The 18,697-nt window shown below is 57.5% G+C and carries 27 protein-coding genes; 7 read left to right on the forward strand and 20 right to left on the reverse strand.

Going from position 1 to position 18,697, the window contains the following annotated elements; genetic code table 11:
* The 5 genes from GQS_RS09130 to GQS_RS09150 are packed head-to-tail and all read right to left on the reverse strand — an operon-like array spanning position 1 to position 4,230.
* Positions 1-657: a hypothetical protein gene (locus GQS_RS09130; RefSeq protein ID WP_014013397.1), complete on the reverse strand. Its 657-nt coding sequence runs from the start codon at positions 655-657 to the stop codon at positions 1-3.
* Complete coding sequence (locus tag GQS_RS09135) at positions 654-1,367, reverse strand: creatininase family protein (protein ID WP_014013398.1); 714 nt, start codon at positions 1,365-1,367, stop codon at positions 654-656. The genes GQS_RS09130 and GQS_RS09135 overlap by 4 nt, the downstream gene beginning before the upstream one ends.
* 9 nt (positions 1,368-1,376) lie before the next feature.
* Positions 1,377-2,531 (reverse strand): glycosyltransferase family 4 protein, encoded by a 1,155-nt coding sequence (locus GQS_RS09140; protein WP_014013399.1) that lies wholly within the window; start codon positions 2,529-2,531, stop codon positions 1,377-1,379.
* Entirely contained in the window at positions 2,528-3,424 is an 897-nt protein-coding gene (locus tag GQS_RS09145) for a lysylphosphatidylglycerol synthase transmembrane domain-containing protein (RefSeq protein WP_014013400.1), read from the reverse strand. The genes GQS_RS09140 and GQS_RS09145 overlap by 4 nt, the downstream gene beginning before the upstream one ends.
* Positions 3,421-4,230, reverse strand: coding sequence for a UbiA prenyltransferase family protein (locus GQS_RS09150; RefSeq protein WP_014013401.1), 810 nt, complete (start codon positions 4,228-4,230; stop codon positions 3,421-3,423). The genes GQS_RS09145 and GQS_RS09150 overlap by 4 nt, the downstream gene beginning before the upstream one ends.
* Positions 4,231-4,321: 91 nt before the next feature.
* On the opposite strand from GQS_RS09150, the gene GQS_RS09155 reads away from it, so the two are divergent.
* Positions 4,322-4,651, forward strand: coding sequence for a helix-turn-helix domain-containing protein (locus GQS_RS09155; protein ID WP_014013402.1), 330 nt, complete (start codon positions 4,322-4,324; stop codon positions 4,649-4,651).
* A gap of 12 nt (positions 4,652-4,663) precedes the next feature.
* Here the strand turns inward: GQS_RS09155 and speE are convergent, their stop codons facing one another.
* Positions 4,664-5,530, reverse strand: coding sequence for a polyamine aminopropyltransferase (speE, locus tag GQS_RS09160; RefSeq protein WP_014013403.1), 867 nt, complete (start codon positions 5,528-5,530; stop codon positions 4,664-4,666).
* A 98-nt stretch (positions 5,531-5,628) separates the two neighbouring features.
* On the opposite strand from speE, the gene GQS_RS09165 reads away from it, so the two are divergent.
* Positions 5,629-6,135 (forward strand): hypothetical protein, encoded by a 507-nt coding sequence (locus GQS_RS09165; RefSeq protein ID WP_014013404.1) that lies wholly within the window; start codon positions 5,629-5,631, stop codon positions 6,133-6,135.
* A gap of 5 nt (positions 6,136-6,140) precedes the next feature.
* Here GQS_RS09165 and GQS_RS09170 read toward each other — a convergent pair whose 3' ends face one another.
* On the reverse strand, positions 6,141-6,614 hold the full coding sequence (locus tag GQS_RS09170) for a pyruvoyl-dependent arginine decarboxylase (RefSeq protein WP_014013405.1): 474 nt from the start codon (positions 6,612-6,614) through the stop codon (positions 6,141-6,143).
* Positions 6,615-6,780: 166 nt separating this feature from the next.
* Positions 6,781-7,929 (reverse strand): cation:proton antiporter, encoded by a 1,149-nt coding sequence (locus GQS_RS09175; protein WP_014013406.1) that lies wholly within the window; start codon positions 7,927-7,929, stop codon positions 6,781-6,783.
* A 75-nt stretch (positions 7,930-8,004) separates the two neighbouring features.
* Here GQS_RS09175 and GQS_RS09180 point away from each other — a divergent pair, with 75 nt between their 5' ends.
* The gene (locus GQS_RS09180; protein ID WP_014013407.1) at positions 8,005-8,412 is read left to right on the forward strand and encodes an ACT domain-containing protein; all 408 of its coding nucleotides are present in this window, start codon (positions 8,005-8,007) and stop codon (positions 8,410-8,412) included.
* Here the strand turns inward: GQS_RS09180 and GQS_RS09185 are convergent.
* The 8 genes from GQS_RS09185 to GQS_RS09220 are packed head-to-tail and all read right to left on the reverse strand — an operon-like array spanning position 8,395 to position 12,185.
* Positions 8,395-9,897 carry a proton-conducting transporter membrane subunit gene (locus tag GQS_RS09185; RefSeq protein WP_014013408.1) on the reverse strand — a complete coding sequence of 501 codons (1,503 nt, stop codon included), beginning with the start codon at positions 9,895-9,897 and terminating at the stop codon, positions 8,395-8,397. The genes GQS_RS09180 and GQS_RS09185 overlap by 18 nt on opposite strands.
* The gene (locus tag GQS_RS09190; protein WP_014013409.1) at positions 9,894-10,184 is read right to left on the reverse strand and encodes a cation:proton antiporter subunit C; all 291 of its coding nucleotides are present in this window, start codon (positions 10,182-10,184) and stop codon (positions 9,894-9,896) included. Before GQS_RS09190 ends, GQS_RS09185 begins: the two co-directional genes overlap by 4 nt.
* Positions 10,177-10,578, reverse strand: coding sequence for a Na(+)/H(+) antiporter subunit B (locus GQS_RS09195; RefSeq protein WP_014013410.1), 402 nt, complete (start codon positions 10,576-10,578; stop codon positions 10,177-10,179). Before GQS_RS09195 ends, GQS_RS09190 begins: the two co-directional genes overlap by 8 nt.
* Complete coding sequence (locus GQS_RS11100; RefSeq protein ID WP_014013411.1) at positions 10,575-10,817, reverse strand: hypothetical protein; 243 nt, start codon at positions 10,815-10,817, stop codon at positions 10,575-10,577. The genes GQS_RS09195 and GQS_RS11100 overlap by 4 nt, the downstream gene beginning before the upstream one ends.
* A complete protein-coding gene (locus GQS_RS11105; protein ID WP_014013412.1) occupies positions 10,814-11,044 on the reverse strand; it encodes a hydrogenase subunit MbhD domain-containing protein in 231 nt (76 codons plus the stop codon). The genes GQS_RS11100 and GQS_RS11105 overlap by 4 nt, the downstream gene beginning before the upstream one ends.
* The gene (gene mnhG / locus GQS_RS09210) at positions 11,025-11,339 is read right to left on the reverse strand and encodes a monovalent cation/H(+) antiporter subunit G (protein ID WP_014013413.1); all 315 of its coding nucleotides are present in this window, start codon (positions 11,337-11,339) and stop codon (positions 11,025-11,027) included. Before mnhG ends, GQS_RS11105 begins: the two co-directional genes overlap by 20 nt.
* A complete protein-coding gene (locus GQS_RS09215) occupies positions 11,332-11,604 on the reverse strand; it encodes a monovalent cation/H+ antiporter complex subunit F (RefSeq protein ID WP_048056570.1) in 273 nt (90 codons plus the stop codon). Before GQS_RS09215 ends, mnhG begins: the two co-directional genes overlap by 8 nt.
* Positions 11,580-12,185, reverse strand: coding sequence for a Na+/H+ antiporter subunit E (locus tag GQS_RS09220; RefSeq protein WP_014013415.1), 606 nt, complete (start codon positions 12,183-12,185; stop codon positions 11,580-11,582). The genes GQS_RS09215 and GQS_RS09220 overlap by 25 nt, the downstream gene beginning before the upstream one ends.
* A gap of 195 nt (positions 12,186-12,380) precedes the next feature.
* Between GQS_RS09220 and gcvH the strand changes: the two genes are divergently transcribed.
* From gcvH to GQS_RS09235, 3 genes are all read left to right on the forward strand, one after another.
* Positions 12,381-12,785, forward strand: coding sequence for a glycine cleavage system protein GcvH (gene gcvH, locus GQS_RS09225; RefSeq protein ID WP_014013416.1), 405 nt, complete (start codon positions 12,381-12,383; stop codon positions 12,783-12,785).
* Positions 12,786-12,831: 46 nt separating this feature from the next.
* Positions 12,832-13,173 (forward strand): hypothetical protein, encoded by a 342-nt coding sequence (locus GQS_RS09230; RefSeq protein WP_014013417.1) that lies wholly within the window; start codon positions 12,832-12,834, stop codon positions 13,171-13,173.
* A 236-nt stretch (positions 13,174-13,409) separates the two neighbouring features.
* Entirely contained in the window at positions 13,410-14,507 is a 1,098-nt protein-coding gene (locus GQS_RS09235; protein WP_238515761.1) for an ATP-binding protein, read from the forward strand.
* Positions 14,508-14,561: 54 nt separating this feature from the next.
* Here GQS_RS09235 and gltA read toward each other — a convergent pair whose 3' ends face one another.
* On the reverse strand, positions 14,562-16,001 hold the full coding sequence (gltA, locus tag GQS_RS09240) for an NADPH-dependent glutamate synthase (protein WP_014013419.1): 1,440 nt from the start codon (positions 15,999-16,001) through the stop codon (positions 14,562-14,564).
* Positions 16,001-16,846 (reverse strand): sulfide/dihydroorotate dehydrogenase-like FAD/NAD-binding protein, encoded by an 846-nt coding sequence (locus GQS_RS09245; RefSeq protein WP_238515861.1) that lies wholly within the window; start codon positions 16,844-16,846, stop codon positions 16,001-16,003. The genes gltA and GQS_RS09245 overlap by 1 nt, the downstream gene beginning before the upstream one ends.
* Before the next feature lie 202 nt (positions 16,847-17,048).
* On the opposite strand from GQS_RS09245, the gene GQS_RS09250 reads away from it, so the two are divergent.
* On the forward strand, positions 17,049-17,273 hold the full coding sequence (locus tag GQS_RS09250; RefSeq protein WP_014013421.1) for a hypothetical protein: 225 nt from the start codon (positions 17,049-17,051) through the stop codon (positions 17,271-17,273).
* Here GQS_RS09250 and GQS_RS09255 read toward each other — a convergent pair.
* Both GQS_RS09255 and GQS_RS09260 read right to left on the reverse strand, forming a co-directional pair.
* Positions 17,260-18,021, reverse strand: coding sequence for a tRNA (adenine-N1)-methyltransferase (locus GQS_RS09255; RefSeq protein ID WP_014013422.1), 762 nt, complete (start codon positions 18,019-18,021; stop codon positions 17,260-17,262). The genes GQS_RS09250 and GQS_RS09255 overlap by 14 nt on opposite strands.
* Positions 18,002-18,640, reverse strand: coding sequence for a DUF257 family protein (locus tag GQS_RS09260; protein ID WP_014013423.1), 639 nt, complete (start codon positions 18,638-18,640; stop codon positions 18,002-18,004). Before GQS_RS09260 ends, GQS_RS09255 begins: the two co-directional genes overlap by 20 nt.
* Between the last annotated feature and the right edge of the window lie 57 nt (positions 18,641-18,697).

Below are 18,697 nucleotides of genomic sequence, written 5' to 3' on the forward strand. Positions count from 1 at the left end.
TTAGCCCGCGCTTCCCCCCACCAGCTTGGAGAGGAGGGCTTTCAGGGGTTTGTTGCTGAGCCTCTCCGCCGTCTCCCTAACCTCCTCCACCAGCTCCGGGGAGTAGTTCGAGTAGAGGTAGAGTGCGTAGGCCATGAGCTTCGGGTCTCCCTCGGCCATCTCCTCAACTGAGCCCGCAAGAACCGGGTTGTTCAGCAGCTCCTCGGCTATGGCCCGCATCATCTCCCGATCATCCTTTTCGACGGCCTCCCTCAGCGGCCGGTAGAACAGCGTTAGAACGTCCCTTGCGAGCCGTGCCCTCTCCTCGAACTCCTCCGTTGGGGTTTTCGGCTTCTCCCTCCCGCTCCAGAGCAGATACACCGCGGGCGCGGCCAGGAGGACCAGGGCGATGACGATGTAGGGGAGCAGGGGGACGTTGAAGTAGTAGGGGAGGCGGTTCCTCATGAGGAGCAGGGCCAGCGTGCCGATGAGAATCCAGACCCCCATGAAGACGAGGTAGTAGGCCGTGTAGTCCTTCCTCTGAAGGGCGCGGTACCTCACGGGGGCACCTATCTCCTCCAGGTATCTAATCCTGTCCTCCGCCATTTGAATTTCCGCTTCGAGGCGCTTTATGCGCCTGTCTATCTCGGTGAGGACTTCTTCATTCCCCATTATCATTCACCCACCAGCAGGCGGGCTATCTTCTCACTCACCACGCTGAGTATGGCCTCCCCCTTCTCGGCGGTGGCGGGGGAAGGGTCGTCGTTCACCCCGTCGGGGAACAGCTCCAGGCCTATGTCCCTCCTTATGCGCCTTACCTTTGATTTGCTCTTCCTCCCTGTGGCCCTCTCCATCTTGACGAGCTCCGGCCTTACCGCCAGGATGACGGAGGTCTCGTCCTGGCCGGCGTGCCCCTGGCTGGAGCATATGCTCAGGATGTCCTCCCTGAAGTCTATCCACCAGTTGATGAGCCAGACCTCAACCTCCGGAAACTCCTCCGCCACCTCTTCCGCCGCCAGAACCAGGGGTGAGTGGTTGCCTCCGTGCCCGTTGAGGAGGACTATCCTCCGGAACCCCTCTGCCGCGAACTCGCGCATTATCTCCCGCATGTACGCTTTGAATGCATCGGCACCCACGTTTATCGTTCCCGGGTAAGCGTTGAGGGCAAAGGTGTGTCCGTACCAGACTGGAGGGGCTATCAGAACATCGCGGCCGAGCTCCCTAACCCTCTCGTCCACGCGCTTCGCTATTTCGAGCGGGGCGAAGGTGTCTGTCCCCAGCGGGAGGTGCCTCCCGTGGGCTTCAACGCTCCCAACGGGTATAACAACTGTATCGACCCGTCGTTTAACCCCTTCAAAATCCGGCCAGGTGAGTTCTTCGAGCCTCATTCTCATCCCCTACAGGTTTTGCATCACGTTCTCATAAGCCTTTTCTATGCCCTCGGTGACCTTTTTCCATGAGTAGCGCTCCTCGACGGCCCTCCTGCCGTTGTTTCCGAACCGTCTCCTGAGGTCTTCATCAAGGAGGAGCTTCTGAATCGCGTTTCTCAGCTCGAGTTCGTTGCCAGGGGGTACCAGAAGTCCGCTCTCGCTGTTCATGATTATCTCGGGGATTCCCCCAACGTCCGTGGCGACCACCGGGACCCCCGCGGCCATGGCCTCCAGGATGACTATCCCGAAGGCCTCCGCCGTTGTGGAGGGAAGGACAAAGACGTCGGCCATGCCGAAGAGCCTCGGGAGGAGGGAGTCCTCGACGTAGCCCAGGAAGCGAACCCTGTCTTCTATCCCGAGAAACTTTGCCTGTGCCCTAAGGAACGGGAGCATCTCCCCGGAACCCGCCATGACGAGGGTAACATCGTCCATCTCCTTTGAAAGGTTCTGAAACGCGTTGAGGAGAATGTGAGGGCCCTTCCTTGGGGACATCCTGCTCACGTAGAGGACAACTCGCCCCTCGATGCCGAGCTCCCCCTTAAGGCGCTCTTTCTCCCCCTCGCTTAGGGGCCTGAAAACGTCATCATCAACTCCATTGGGGATGACCCTTACAGGAGCGTCCGTGAAGTGCCTTATAAACGCCTCCGCCGCCCTACTGACGGCTATTATCTCGTGGGGGAAGCCCAGGTAGTGGCTGAAGAGGGGTATGGTTATTCCAAGGGCCTCCCAGAGTCGGGATTCATGGGAAAATGATATGCTGTGCGTCGTCAGGAGCGTGGCCTTTCCGAGGTTTCTGCCGGCCTTCACAGCCTTGAGGGCGAGGGGGGTGAATGCGTGGTGGGAATGAATCACGTCGAAATCTTTCAGGTACTCACCGAGCTCCCTGTTCGACTTCAGGCCGTAGGTCAGGTTTATACCCAGGATTGGGCTTACCACCCCCGGGACCTTCACCAGCTCGATTCCCAGCTTTTCAAGCTCTTCCTCCTTCCCGGTTTCGAGGTCGTTCGTCACGATTGCGACCTCGTGGCCCCTCTCCCTCAGGTGTATCGCCAGGTGGTGCATGTGGCTCGCAACGCCACCGACCTTCGGGTAGTACCAGTCGCTCACGAGGGCTATCCTCATGACCTACCCCCCACTGCCCTGTAGAACTCGACCGCCCCGGCAAACGACCAGACGTACTGGTAGATGAACTTGTACGTGAAGGCCAGGAGGGTGCTCTTCGTTGACGAGCCGAGGGCCAGGGTTATGCCGAGCTCGTTCGCCCCTATTCCAGAGGGGATACCGCTCAGGCTCGCAAAAAGCGTGCTGAGTATGAAGGCCTTGAAGGCATCCAGCAGGCCAACAGGAAGTCCAAAGGCCCTCCCAGCGGCGATTATCCCGACAACCTGCAGGAGCACCGCGAGCACAGAGAGGAGAAGCGACAGCGTGAAGGTCGTCGGGTCTCTCCTGGAGCGCCTCCACCCCGAATACGTCCTCTCAAGGTAGTTTCCAAGCCTTTCGGCGAGTTTGGGGCTGAGCCTTTGGGTTATGGCAATCGCCTTAGTGAGGAGAATGTAGGCACCCTTGTCGTAAAAGAGGGCCAAGAAGAGAACTCCAAGCAGAAGGAGGCCCCACTTGGTGGCCCCGAATACGAGGAGGGAGATGCCAGCGATGATTAGGAACTCCAGGGAAATCCCAAAGGCGAGGGCAGAGAGGGCCCTGAAGTAGTCCCCCCCGACGAGCTTCACCTTGGCAGCGTGCCCCACACTCGGGGGGAGGAAGGCCATCATGTAAAAACCGCTCAGAACAGCGGTAAAGGTCCTCCTGAAGCTCGTCTCCTGGAGCTTCCTAAGGACGATGTACCACCTCAGAGTTGAGACCAATATGGCCGAAAACGCCATCCCAAACGCCAGGAGGAGAAACCTCGGGTCGGCCGTCGAGATGGCCTCCCCCAGCTCCTCAACATCGATTGTGTGGGCAATGTAGCCTATCGAGAACAAGAGGGCGAGGATTGAAAGGAGGGTTCTTTTCATCATAGCACCGTCCCTCCCGCCGCTAAAACTGCCCCGACCATCGCCATGTCGAAGATGCGGTAGACGGTTCTCTGATCAACCCCCAGCCCGCGCCCCGCGAACATCAGAGAGGAAGCGATTATCAGGTGGGGCTTGAGGGCGTACAGAGTCACTGCTATGGCGAGGACTGAGAAAACCTCCACGAGGAGCTCGCTCCTCCCTTTCCCAATGACTATCGGGGTTGTCCTGAGTCCGGCCCTTAGGTCGCTCTCGTAGTCCCCCAGGTGATTCCTCAGCTCGAGGGCGAAGGAGTAGAGGGTTATCCCAGTGGCGATTAGGATTTCCACATCTGAAAGGTTCCCATCGATGAGCGCCCCATAGATGAATGGCAGGCCCCCGAAGAACAGCCCGTGGGACAGCACGTCAACCAGGGGCCTCGCTTTGAGCCTCGGCGGGGCCGAATAGAGCGTGGCGAGGAGTAGCATTGCGGCATAGACGGCAAAGGCTCCTCCCTTCGTCGTCAGGGCAAGTCCGAGCCCCGTCACCGCGAGCAGAGCAGATATCGCCAGCCCTTCTCTAAACGACAGCTCTCCGGAGGCTATGGGGTTCTTCTTAACCTTCGCGGGGTTCTTGGAATCTGTATCAACGTCGAAGCAGTTGTTTATCGAGAACGCGTACCACACGAAGAGAACTCCTGCCAGGAACGCTGTAACGAGCTCATACACTTCCGTATTCCTCCAGTTCATCAGAAGGGCGAACCCAATCAGTGCTATGTAGGCCCTCCCCTCCAGTGGCCGGAGGTTTCTAACAACGGCTGAAATCGATGTCATCGCTACCACCGCTCACCCTCTTGAAGAAAGTGTTATAAACCTTTCCACGAATTCATAGCAAGGTATGAAGAAAAATCTTCAGGGGATTGAAATGGAAGACGTGCTCCGCGCCCTCTCCAAAACCCTCAGGGTCTTTGAGCTCGGGGAGTCCGAGATAAAAATCTACTCCCTCCTCCAGCGGGAGTCACTGACGCCGAGGCAGATTGCGAAAACCCTTGGCTTGTCCGAGAGAATCGTCAGGGAAAAGCTGAAGCACCTCCTCGAGCTGGGCCTCGTTGAGAGAACCCTCGTGAACAGGGGATGGCTGGGCTACGTTTACTACGCCAAGGCCCCCAAGGAGGCCCTCCAAGCGCTCTTCAGCAGGCTGGAGTCCACCCTAAGGGCCCTGGAGAAAGAGGGAGAAACTAGAATCGAGGGATAACGGCTCGAAGCCTCATGATTCTTCGAGGAGCTTTCTGACGTAGCGCGGCATCTGGAAGAGGGTCTCGTGCCTCTCCGGGTCGTAGTAGTAGAGCTCGAGCTCCCTTCCCCTCTCGACATCAACCTTTCTAAAATCGATGTCGCCCTTCACGCCGACCAGGAAGCTCCAGGGCGATGCGTAGCCTATCACGGGGAAGCTGAAGTAGTAAACCCTGTCGAAGACCTTCTTCATCGCCCTGTATGCGTCGAGGAGCTCGTTCGTGAAGAGGTAGACGCTCCCCGCCTGAGTTATGTAGATTCCCGGGTCGCTGAGCTTCTCGTAGGCGCTTCTGTAGAACTCCTCGCTGAACAGGAGCTTCGCCGGGCCGACGGGGTCTGTGGAGTCAACTATTATGACGTCGAAACGCTCGTCGGTCTCCCCCAGGTACCTCACTCCGTCGCCGATGATGAGCTCCCCCCTGGGCTCCTCCTTCTTTATGAGTTTGTCCAGGAGCTCGGAGGCAACGTCGAGGTAGAGGTAGGAGGCCTCGACGACGCCCTCGTCTATCTCCACCATCGTGGCCTTTTCAACCGTTTTATGCCTGAGGACTTCCCTCAGCGTTCCTCCGTCGCCTCCCCCTATGACGAGCACTCTCCTCGGGTTCGGGTGGGCGAGCATGACCGGGTGGACGAGGGTCTCGTGGTAGCTCTCCTCCCCGACCTCGACGAGCTGGACCGTGCCGTCGAGGACGAGCAGCTTGCCGAAACCCTCCGTTTCATAAATTTCGAGGCGCTGGTACTCCGTCTGCGTCTCAAAGAGGCGCTGCTTGACCTTGAAGCCAACGCCGTAACCGCGAGGGTACCATTCGATGAAAGCCCTTTCCTTCTCGTTGTATCCCATGAGTCTCACCGCCCTTAGGTAGGGCACGGGGTTTTAAAGCTTAAGGTTCTTCCCCACCGAAGAAATTTTTATAAGAGGCCGCCTGGAGACTACGGGTGATGAATCCGAGAATAAGACGCGAGCTGGCTCGAAAGCTCGAGCTGGCGAGGGATGAAATCGAGGATGGACTCAGATACGGCGTTCCCCACCTAGTGGGTGAGATAAGGAACGCCCACGATGACAACGGTGGTTCCCCCGATTTGAGTCTCTCCGTGGTGGTTTTTGAGAGCGCTAGGCACAGCTTTGTCATCCGGGAGGACGGGAGCACCTTCTTCATGTATCCCGCAGAGAACTCAAACCACAGAAGACTGTTCTTCAACCTATGGCGCTTCCTGGATGGTAAGAACCACAGTGAGGGCCGCTTTGAGCCGGGAATGCACATCAGGGGAATACTGAGGAGTGCCATTCAGAGGGCGGGGTTTGAGGTTCTGTGGATAAACGTTCGCCCGGCCGGCAGGGGGGAGTACATCGACGTCTGGGCCACGAAGGACGGTGTCAGGTACAACATGCTTTTCGAGAAAATCGCATCCGGAGAGTACGTCCTCCTGGAAATTGAGAAAGTATAAAGGGCTCAGTAGGGGAACATCACCACGACTGCCAGGGCCGCGGCGGGCTTGTCCTTAACGGTTATGCTCGCGCTGGCGACCTTGAACTCCGCCAGCTTCCAGCCGCGGACGGCGAAGCCCTCCTCAACCATCTTCCTGACCATCTCCTCGGCCTCTTCCTTCGTGCAGTAGCCGCTGTACTCGTAGATGAGGCCGCCCTCGTTGTTCTCGCTGATGCCGATTCCAAGGGCAGCGCTTATGGTCATTCCCGGCTCGTCGCTCTCGATGTGCGCGTAGACGGTCGGGAGGAGCATGCCTATCGGCACGTCGTGAACCTCGTCGATCCACTCTATGTGCGCCGGAATGACGCTGCTCAGCCTGACGAGGTTAACGTTCCCTATGCCCAGCTTGAGGAGCGCGTTGTCAAATGCGTTCAGCTTGGTTCCGCCCTCCGCGGCGGCGGCACCTATAAAAGCCCTCTTGGGGGTTGTCCAGCTCATCTCAGCTTCCTCCTTTCTTCTCTCACTTATATGGTGATTATACAGCAAAGCAACGGTTCACTTACTCGCTACTCTGCGGGCGGCTTAAAAACGTTTCGCTATATCTAAAAGAACCTCTGATGGCCCGCCTCGTGGCCAGCCCTCAGAGGTAACGCAGGATTGAGCACTATGCGGCACTGCTGGACCTCTTTTTCTGGTGATGGTTCACGACCCTCCCCAGGGTTGCGGAGGCGAATATGCCGAGCACGCTGGCGAGGGATGCCATGGCGTACATGTGCTCGCTTAGAACCCCCGATACGAAACCTATTTCGCCTATGAGGAGGCCAAGGACACCGAAGCTCGCTATGCCAGCGCCCCTGACGAGGCTCGTGGGAATGCCGTCCTTCCTGACCGCGATGGCCGAGAGGACCAGCCTGACCGTGTAGATGACGGCGAAGAACTCTATCACCACGAAGGACAGCTCCGTCTCGAAGTTCAATCCGCGCCAGGCGAAGAATATCGGGGCAAAGATGCCGTAGGTGACGCCGCTGAGTATCGTGGTGAGCCTGTCGTACTGCTTGGTTCCGAGGAGGTCGCTGTGCATGAGCAGGCCGGCGAGGAAGCCTCCTATCGTGAAGTGCATCCCTATCTCCTCGCTTATGAAAGCGAGGGACGTCGAGAGCACCATGAAGAGGCCGAAGACCGCCTCATCGCTCTTGAGCCTGCGGAGGAAGCGGATGAGCATCACCTTGTGCTTTATTCCTATGAGGTAGTTAACGTAGAGTATCCCGCCTATGAAGACGGCATCTTTGAAGATGTCCCATAGGATGGGGGCGTAGTTCCCGGGGCTCTCATGAAACCTGACCATCATGTAGACGATGAAGAGCCCCATGACCTCGCTTATGACGGCGTAGGAGAGGGCAACGTGGAGGAAATCGCTCCCGAAGAAGCGCTTGAGCCTGAGCACTATCGGCGCCGACGCTATAGACAGTATAGCCGCGGAAATGACGTTGTCCGGGCCAACGCGTCCCCCGGTGAATGGAATCGTCGTGAGGAGCATTACCCCGTACGTGATGATGTAAAGGGGCAGGGTCCTCCTCCCCGCGTAGTGAAGCTCCTCCGGGGTCACCTCCAGGCCCGCGGATATCATGAGGAAGAACAGACCCAGCTCGGCCAGCAGGGCCATCTGCTCCCTGGGCATGTCTATCAGCACCGCACTCAGGATCATTCCCGCGGTGATTTCGCCGAGAAACCCCGGGTAGCCAAGCCTCTCGAATACCTCCGCCAGGAGCCTTGCGAAGGCAATGATTACGAAGACGTACCCTATGATTTCCATAGCTCCCATTACGTGCGGGATGTTAATAATTTTTCTGCCGGCAATCCTTTTATTCCCACGCGGGGAGTTTTAATCATGAGACACTACGAGATAGTCAAGATAAGGGAGAACGGCAAGGTTGAGCTGCCCATGGATTACGCCTACGAGCTTGGCGTGGTGGAGGGTGCTTATTTTCTCCTCGAGATAGACACCGACCTCAAGGAGATTCACCTGGAACGGGTGGCCCTGCCCGGAAAGAAGCTCGTGGAGGTTGAGCTCGTTGTGGAGGACCGGCCCGGTGTTCTGGCCAGGATCAGCGGTCTCTTCGGCAGGCACGGGGCCAACATACTCTTCAGCGAGTCGGAGGAGCTCGGTGCCATCGGCCTGGCCGGCATCGTCGCTGTCGTGGACGTGAGCGGGATGCGCACGACCCTTGATGGCCTGAAAAATGAACTCGCCTCCCTGTCCGAGGTGAAGGAGGTTCATCTAAACCCCCTGGAGTAGGATCATGGCTACGGTCACCATCACGAAGACCGCGGTGAGGATGTTCACATCCCTCCCGATTTCCCTGGGGCCGGCTCCTGGGCTCCTGCGGAGAACCCCGAGCCGCTTCAGGAGCGCAAAGAGGAGGAGCGCCGAGGATATATACAGGACGTCCCCGGGGTTTACGCCGGCTCCGAGGTAAACGCCGGCTAGGAGGGCCGCCAGCGCCAGGCCGAGCGACGACAGCTTCCATGCCACTGGTATGTCGGGGGCGTTGCAACGACTTAGGTAGTGGTTCAGTTTTGCGAAGGAAGTGAGTGTCCCGATGCTTCCCAATGGGACGGCGAGCTTCCACAGGTTGGGCAGGCTTTCGTAGAGCAGTTCCTTGCCGTAGGCTCCCACGAATGGCCCGATGCCCCCTATCGCGAGACTGAGGGTGAGGACTGAGGCCGCCATAACGGGCGCGTTCCGGTAGCCGAACTCCCCGAGCTTTCTGCTCTCCCTCCCGAGCGAACCCACCGCAAGGAACAGGCCCCCCTTGAATATGGAGTGTGCCATCGCGTAGTACGCCGCCCCGACGAAGTTTAGGCTCCCAACGCCGAGGAGGACGTAGCCCATCTGGGAGACGGTGTGGTATGCGAGCAGCCTCTTTGCGTCCCGCTGGAGGAGCGCCCCCGCGATGCCGAAGAATATCGATGCCACCGCCACCCCCATTACCGCCCTCCTGAAGGTTTCCCCGGAAGGAAGGGCGGAGAGGAGGAGTATCATCCCGTAGGCGGGGGCCTTGACAACTGCACCGCTCAGAACCGCGCTCACGGGAGTCGGCGCGCTCGAGTGGGCGTCGGGGAGCCAGGAATGGAGCGGGAAGATGCCTGCCTTGAGGAGAAGTGAGGTAAACGCCAGTGCCAGGGCGGTGTTCAGCTCCCTGGACTGCCCGGCGCTCTCCCTGACTAAATCGACGTTGAGATAACCGGTCTCCATGTAGATTATGCCGACCGCGAAGACGAAGAGGTACGATGCCAGCAGGGACATTATGAGGTACCTGAACGCGGCCCTCTTGGAGCCCTTTTCGTCCGAGAATGCCACGAGCGCAAAGGCCGATACGGATGCTATCTCGGAATATATGTAGAAGTTGAAGAAGTCCCGTGCTATGAACGCCCCCATAAGCCCCGTGTGGAGGAGCAGGAGGAGCGCGAGAACCTTCGGCGTCTTTTTGTTCCTGAAATCGAAGTAGTGCAGGGAGTACAGGGCGACGAAGATGAATAGCACAAGCTCACCCGCGATAAATGGCAGGTTCGTCCGCGTCAGGGCCACCTCTATCCCCGCCTCCCGCGCCCAGCCCCCGACGATCTCCGAACCGGGTCCATTTAAGAGGACGACCGGAACCGGCAGGAGGGCCCCGAGCAGAAAGACTCCCTTGATTATTTCCCTTTTGACCTTCAGCACATCGAGGAGCATGAGTATGAAAGCGGCCAGCAGGGGCAGCGCGGCCATCAGCGGTATCATTCGCCGTCACCCCCCATCCGCAGTATAACCGCGAGGGCCAGGGAGGTTATCGCGACGTCAACGACGAGGGTGGTGAGCATGAGCGTTGCCGGGAGCGGGTCAACGGGGTTCGCTGGCATTATCGGCACGTCCTTTTCTGGGGAGTACGCGAGGCCTATAAAGAACAGGACAAGCCCGAGGGAGACGATGTTTATCGAGAGGACCAGCTTTATCGGCTCCCTTTGGGACATCAGACCATAGATTCCAACGAGCATTATCAGGATTCCAGCCTGCTCTGGACTAATCACTTTCGACCCACCTCAGCAGGATGTAGAAGACGAACGTGAAGGCCGCTCCAACCTCCAGCCCCACGATCACGTTGAAGGGCAGGATTATTCCTCCCTCCGTCGGCAGGAAGTTTGAATAGAACGCCCCCAGCCCGAGGCCTGCGATTCCGAGGAGCACCAGCAGCGCCCCGGCGGAGCTCTCTATGAGGCCTGCCCAGTTGAAGTGGAACTTCCTCCGGACTTTGCCGTAGCCGTGTGAGGTGATGAGCAGTATCACCGCCACCGCCAGGATAACCCCTCCCTGGAAGCCGCCGCCGGGACTTACGTGGCCGTAGAGCATCAGATAGGCCGCGTAGGTGACGAGGAACGGGCTCACCATCTTGGTCGTCGTCCTCACAACGGTGCTCATCTTCACTTTTTCTTCCCCCCGAGGAGGACGTAAAAGCCGATGACGGCAGTGAACAGCAGACTCGCCTCGCCGAGGCTGTCGTAGGCCCTCCATCCTGCGAGTATCGCCGACACCAGGTTGGGAACGTTTATCTCCGTCCAGTGGGTGACGTAGTACGTGTAGCTCCCCCCGTAGGGCGGCGAGTAGCTCAGCGAGAGGAGCAGAGCACCCAGTGCGAGCGTCAGGGCGGCGGCAGCGGCCCTCACCGCGTCACCCCCTTTATCGTGAAGAGGAACACCCCTATGACTATCGCCCCCACCACTATCGCCGAGAGTGCCACGTCGGGAGCGTTCAGCTCGAAGAGTGCCAGGATGAAGAGCAGGCTGAGGAGGGAGTATTTAACGACCGCGCTGACCAGGTTCCTCTCCTCAACCACCGCAACGGCAAGGATCAGCATAGCCAGGAAGACCACGTCAAGGATTGTCCCAAGCATACATGTCCACCACGACTTTTGGTTTGACACCGTACCTGTAAGCTCCCCTCGCGAGGGCGTGGCTCACCATGGGGTTCATCATGGCTATGAGGAATGCCAGCACGAGGAGTTTGGCCCTCACCAGCGCCGGGGCGTCCATGGTGATTATGAGGTAGAGGATTATGCTCATCGCCCCTCCGGTGTCGCATTTTGTGGCCGCGTGGAGCCTGGTGTAAACGTCGGGAAATCTGAGTATCCCGAGGGCCCCGAAGAGCATCACGGCTTCCCCGAAGAGGAGGAGCAGAACCTCAAGCACCGGCACCCCTCCTTTCCATGTACTTCGCCAGGATCAGTCCCCCGACCGAGTTCACCATGAGCAGGACTATCGCCAGGTCTATCAGGTAGTACTCGCCCCTCATGACGGAGACCAGTGCTATTATCACCACCACCTTCGTCGTTATGGTGTTCAGGCCCACTATCCTGTCGGGAAGGGTCGGTCCCCTGAGCACGCGGTATGTTATCAGCACCGCAGTGAAGACGAGCAGATAGAACGCGCTCACCAGAAGACTTTCTTGAGCCATTCCTCTATGTCCCCCTTTATTTTTTCCCCGGCCTTCTCCCGGTTGAGGGTTTCCAGGTCTATCCAGTGGACGTAGAGGTAGGTCTCGTTGAGCTTCTTCTTGACGTCCAGTGTGAGGGTGCCGGGCGTCAGGGTTATGGAGTTCGCGAGTATCGTTACACCCGTGTCGGAATGCAGGTCTGTCCGTATCTTGACGATGCCCGGGTTGATGTCCATGAATATTACGTTCCTGGCCACCTTCACGTTGCTCTCCAGCAGACGGAATGCCATTATCACCAGATACTGGGGCAGGTAGATGAGGGTGAGGTAGAGGATTTTCTCGACTACGTGGCCGCTCCTCCTCACGTCCCCGGTCAGGAGGTCCCGCATGAAGAGCGACACGAGGAGAGTAACGGCGGCGCCGGCGATGAGGTCTCCCGGCTCCACGCTGGAGGTTATGACGACCCAGAACGCCATCAGGGCGAGCCATGTTAGAGCCACCCTTTCCCAGGGCGGCAGGCTGGACGCCCCGGAGGTTTCGTGGAGAACCCTCTCGTTCAGGGCCTTCAGCCTCTCCTTTAGGTAGAAGGGGACGCGGCTCATGTGGTGGTTTAGGGTACGAGGGGTTATAACGCTTTTGCAATTGGCCAAAGGATTGCCCAGATCTGTGAAATTCGTTCGGAGTTCTTCGGGAAACACCGAAACTTTGTGCAGCCGAAGTGAAAACGGAGAATGCAGAATCCTTCACTCATGGAAAGGTTTAAATCTCTGCTCTTCCTACGAGAACCGGTGATGTTCATGATTGAAGTCGGAGAATACAGGGTTAAGGAAGGCCTTTACTACACGAAGGACCACGAGTGGGTCCAGGTTCTTGAGGACGGGACGGTCCTTGTCGGCATAAGCGACTACGCCCAGAAGGAGCTCGGCGACCTGGCATACGTCGAGCTTCCGGACGTCGGCTCCGAGCTCAGCAAGGGCGACGTTCTCTGCGAGCTTGAGAGCGTCAAGGCCGTTTCCGAGGTCTATGCCCCGGTCAGCGGCGAGGTCGCTGAGGTCAACGAGGAGCTCGAGGACAGCCCGGAGCTCATCAACGAGGACCCCTACGAGAACTGGATAGCCAAGCTCAAGCCGAGCAACCTTGACGAGGAGCTCAAGGAGCTCATGGACGCCAAGGCCTACGCCGAGTACCTCGAGAGCCTCTGAGCAAGGCTTTAATACTTTTCCACTCTATTCCCTCTGGTGTTTGGCTATGAAGGTTCTCAAGGAGTGGGACGTAAAGGTAAAGCTCGTAAGGACGAAGAGGGGCGCTGTTCTGCACATGATCGAGCTTGAGCCGGGCCATTTCTACCTCGAGCAGAACCCTCTTAAGGATTCGAAGTACGGTGTCGCATACAGGAAGATAAAAGAGAACTTCCCCGAATTCTACATGTTCTGGGAGATAAAGAACAACCGCTACACCGGCAAGCTCCTCGCCGGGGCCTTCCTCGAGAAGAAGGAGATAGACGAGTTCGTTACCCTGCTCGCTAAGACGGAGGACTTCAAGAAGTTCGAGGAGATCCTCGAGGAAATCGATGAGATGGAAGAGGAGTGAGCTCAGGCTTTGACCATCATCACCGCCGCGCAGGGCGCAGTCTCAGATACCCTAGAGGTCTTCATCGCTCGTTCAATCTTTTTTAGGAGGAGTTAAAAGCCTAGCGGCTCGGCCAGTATGCCCCTCGTCACCCTTCGGCTATCGTGAGGCTCCTCATCGCCGGGATGATTTTGGTGTCTCATCTAATAAACCCCTCGAAACCCTTATAACTTCTGCCCCAGTAGTTAACTACTGGGGTGGTAGTTGTGTACTTTGATACCCGCCCGAAGAGGCGGCGTGAGGATTTGTATGATAGAGAAACTGAACTGAAGGAATTCGAGCGGTCTCTGAATTCAGGCAATCCTCTCACAGTCATTACTGGCGTCAGGAGGCTTGGAAAGACGTCCCTACTAATGGTGGGTCTCAATGAGCTCCGCCTCCCCTACGTTCTCGTTGATTTCAGGGGGGTCAACCCCAACTCCCGGATGAACGTTTACAAGAGGATAGAGAGTTCGCTCAATGTATTCTTTCGTGAAAACCGCGGTCTCTGGGAGGAGATTAAGGATGACCTCAAAAACATAGCCGGTCTTCGCGTTTTGAGTCTTGGAGTGAGCTTTTCCTGGAGAGATGAGAAAACCGACCTCATGGCTCTCTTTCGCGAGCTGGAAAAGTACGACGTTGTTCTGGCGTTTGATGAGGTTCAGTACCTCCGTGGGCCCGTTGGAAGTGAGTTTGCAGGTTTAATCGCTCACCTCTACGATTACTCGGACCTCAGAATAGTTATGACGGGTTCAGAAGTGGGCCTGCTTCACGATTACCTCGGCTTCGATGACCCGAAGGCTCCCCTCTACGGCAGATACTTCCAGGAGATTACTCTGTCGAGGTTCGCGCCAGAACAGAGCAGGGATTTCCTTCTACGGGGCTTTAAACAGGTTGGATTGGCTCCATCTGATGAGCTCATAAGACTCGCCGTTGAGAGGCTCGATGGAATAGTGGGATGGCTGGTTCTCTTTGGCAGAAAAGCGATGGAAAAGGGGCTCTCCGAGAGCCTTATTGACGAGGTTTTTGATGAGGCAAAGGCCCTTGCCCTGGAGGAGTTTGAGAACTTCCTCTCCAAACGCCCCGTTGCGAGGGAGCGCTACATTGAAGTCATGAAAGCTGTCGCGAACGGGAAGAACACCTGGGAGACGATAAAGGAACATCTGGAGATGATGGAGGGAGGAAGCATAGCTGACAGCGTTCTGGCTAGGCTTCTCAAGGCTCTGGTAGACTCCTCCTTCCTCCAAAAGGTTAGAGAGGGCAGAAACGTCTATTACAGAATTCCCGACCCTGTGCTCGAAGCGGGATTTAGGTGAGCGTTTCACAACATCCGCCATTGGGTCAAAAATTTAAGAATAATGAAGGGAAGGTCAGGCGTTGCCTTCCCTCTTCTTTGTGAGGTACTCGTGTATGGCCTTCGCGGCCCTCCTTCCGTCGCCCATGGCGAGGATAACCGTGGCCTCTCCCCTTATCGCGTCTCCACCCGCGAAGACTCCCGGGATGCTGGTCATGAGGTTCTCGTCGACGACTATCCTTCCGCGCTCCACCTTGAGGCCCGGCGTGTTGACAATGAGCCTGTTGGGGTGCTTTCCGATGGCTATGATGACGGTGTCGGCCTCTATCTCCACGTACTCGCCGGTTCCGACTATCTTCCTCTTGCCCCTGCTGTCCCTCTCATCGAGGGCCTTCATCTTCTCGAACTTAACGGCCCTGACCTTGCCGTTCTCACCAAGGAACTCGACCGGGTTGACGAAGAACTCGAACTTTATGCCCTCCTCCTTGGCGTGGTGGACTTCCTCAACCCTGGCGGAGACGTCCTCCGGGCCGCGGCGGTAGGCTATGGTAACCTCGGCACCGAAGCGCCTCGCGCTCCTCGCGGCGTCCATGGCGGTGTTTCCGGCACCGATGACGACGACCTTCTTGCCGACCTTGACCGGTGTGTCGTACTCGGGGAACAGGTAGGCCTTCATAAGGTTCACACGCGTGAGGAACTCGTTGGCCGTGTAGATTCCGTTGAGGTTTATTCCAGGGGCGTTGATGAGCCTCGGGGTTCCGGCGCCGGAGCCTATGAAGACCGCATCGTACTCCTCAAGGAGCTCCTCGATGGTTACGGTTCTTCCAACTATGTGGTCCGTCAGGATTTTAACGCCTAGCTTCTTGAGCTTGTCAATCTCGCTCTCGACGATGCTCTTGGGCAGCCTGAACTCGGGGATGCCGTACATGAGCACTCCGCCCGCCTCGTGAAGGGCCTCGTAGATGGTAACGTCGTAGCCGAGCTTGGCGAGCTCGCCGGCGGCGGTGAGTCCTGCCGGCCCGGCACCGATGATGGCCACGCTCTGGCCCTTCTTTTCTATCCTTGGAATCATCTCGAAGAGAAGCTCCTCGTCTATGCCCTTCTCGCGGGCGTAGTCGGCCACGAAGCGCTCGAGCTTTCCGATGTTTATCTTGTCGCCGACCTTGCCCATGACGCAGTTCATCTCACACTGGTCCTCCTGCGGGCAGACGCGACCTGTGGTGGCGGGAAGGGAGTTGCAGGCCCAGATGACGTTGAGGGCCTCCTTAACGGCCTTGTCCGGATCATCGCGGTACTGAACGAGCTTGCTTATGAAGCCCGGAATGTCGATGTGAACGGGACAGCCCTTTATACAGGGCGCGTAGTTGTACGGGCACTGGAGGCAGCGCTCGGCCTCCTTAACTGCAAGCTCGAAGGTGTAGCCGAGGTTAACCTCCGCGAAGCTCTTAATACGCTCCTCCGCCGGCATCTCCGGCGTCGGAACGCGCTCCTTGATGATCTTCCTCTTAACCGCCATTACTGCTCACCCCCCTGGAGGGCCTGCTCGAAGAGTTTCATGTACTCCTGCATGGCCCTCTGCTCCATATCAGTGTAGTATCCGCTCCTCGCTATGAGCTCGTCCCAGTTCACCTGGTACGCGTCGAACTCCGGCCCGTCTATGCAGGCGAACTTAACCTCACCGCCGACGGTGACACGGCAGGCGCCGCACATTCCTGTTCCGTCCACCATTATCGGGTGGAGGTCGGACTTCATGGGGATGCCGAACTCCTTAACTACGTTGAAAACGGCCCTCTGGTCTCCGGCGGGGCCGACCATGAAGACGAGGTCGTAGTTCTCCTTCTCGAGGAGCTCCCTGACCTTCTCGACGAGCCTCTTGGTGACGTTCTTCATGTTGGTCGGGAAGTCTAGGTTCGGGTCGATCGGGACGGTCTCAAGGATGTGCCTGCCGACGGCTTCCTCGAACTCGTCCTTGAGAACGACCATCGGCTCAAAGGTGACGTGAAGTGTTGTAACGTCGTTTCCGAGCTCCTGCCAGGCCTTGGCTATGGGGTAGACCTCGACTATTCCGGTGTAGGCACCGATGGCCAGTATCTTCCCGAACTTCTCCATCTCGGCGGGGTTTCCGAGCGGGCCGGCGATATTCAGTATCTCATCGCCCGGCTTCAGCTCGTTGGCCATCCTCATGGTGGTTCTTCCGCGGATGAAGGTTATGAGCACTATCCAGCCCTCATCCCTGTCCCACATGACGGGTGTGAGCGGGATCCTCTCCCCGTTTTTGAAGGCCCTGACTATGACGAACTGTCCGGGCTGAACCTTCTTTGCCACGTGGGGCGCGTGGATCTTGTACCAGATGTTCCTCATGGCGATCTCTTTCTTTTCAAGTATCTTGTATGGCACAATGAACACCTCCGTACACAGGTTCAAACTTGGTCATCTAAAGGTTTGCAACCTGTGGTGTTTATAAAGATGTTGCCAACCAAAGGTTTGCCCGGCGGAAGGATCCTCGGGCGGGCCGGGAAAAGATTAAAAAACGTTCGCAAAAAGGGCCGTTGGGGGTAACACTATGAAGCGGCTCATTTATTACGCATCAGCACTGCTGGCGGCGGTGGCCCTCTTCTGGCCGGTGATCTACGGCAACGTTCCGGCCCTGAGGGTGCTCCCGGGGAACCCGGTGATTCAGGGCATCGTGGGGCTCGTGCTCTTTGGAGGGCTCGCCTACGTGACCTTCGACGAGACATCAGAAGAAGCGGGTGGGATTGAAGAAAAGGAAGAGCTCACAGCTTCCTGATGAAGGTTATGTATCCGGTATGGGCCAGCATGGTCGTCTTCGGCCTCATGCACTCCTTCTTTACCTCCTGCTCCCTGACGAGGACCTCGACGATCCTGGGTTTGTAGAAGTGTTCCCTGTACCCCTGGAACGCCTGGAAGAAGCGGTGGACCTGGTTCGTGCACGGGGTGTATGCCACGAAGTAGCCGCCGGGTCTGAGAACCTCAACCGCGTGGGGGAGGACGTTCTCCGGCTGGGGAAGGTCCAGGACTATGTGGTCGGCGTACTCCTCATCTATGCCCTCGTATATGTCCTTGAGCTTTATGGTTACTCGGTCAGAGAATCCGGCCAGCTCGATGTTCTTCTGGGCTATCCTCGCGAAGTCCTCGCGGCGTTCGTAGCTGATGACCCTTCCGTTTGGTCCCACGGCGTTGGCGAGGAATATCGTGAGCGCGCCGCTCCCGACGCCGGCCTCTATCACCGTGTCGCCGGGGGAGATGCCGGCGTAGGCGAGTATTATACCTGCGTCCTTGGGGTGGACTATCTGCGGTCCGCGCTTCATCTTGGCTATTATGTCGTTTATGTCCGGCTTGAGAACCCTGAACTCCTCGTTTCGGTGGCTGACTATCGTCTCGCCGTACTCCTTCCCTACGAGCTCGCCGAGCTTGAGTATGCCCAGGTCGGTGTGGAATTCCCTATCCGATACCGTCACCAGGTAGCGCTTGCCCCTCCTATCGATGAGCAGAACCTTATCCCCTTCCCTGATCAACCGCTCCACCTTCCTTTTTTACTTTCAAACCGTCCCGTGATATGTGGAACACCATCGAGGCGATTTCCTCGAGCATCGCGAGTTGTTCATCCCTCAGAACGCCCGCGTTTATAAAGTGTATCCCCACCCAGTCCTCCAGGGGTATCGTGCTGATGCCGGTTAGTATGGCCTTTATAGCCTCGTCCCCGCCGAAGTGTATGTAGTGGCCGAGCCCGAAGGTTACGAAGTACTCGGGCTTTGTGGGGGAATGGCTTATCCTGCTGACGATGGCGTAGTAGTTCTTCAGGAACGTGTGCGAATCGTAGGCCGGAACAACCTCCTCGATCACATCGCCGTAGCTGGCGGAGCCAGGACCGATCTTCACGACCTTTATCTTCTTGATGAGCTCTATCACCCCGGAGTACTCCTTTCCGGTGACCTTCCGGGTGTAGTTCCTGAAGAGGATCCCTCCAATGCCGAAGAAGTCCGCCACTACTACTCCGTCTCTCTCAATGAGTGCGGGTATCAGGACTCCCCACGAGAACTCTTCCACAGGATACGTGGGGTCGTACTCGATCAGAATAACGTCTCCCCGATTGGCTTTGCCGAAGAGATACTTTTCGAAGATGGGGGTGTCCATAGGACTCACCAAAAGGGTTTTTAATGGCACTTCTTTTAAACCTTGTTAGGTGGGAAG

The organism is Thermococcus sp. 4557 (assembly GCF_000221185.1).
Taxonomy (GTDB): Archaea; Methanobacteriota_B; Thermococci; order Thermococcales; family Thermococcaceae; genus Thermococcus.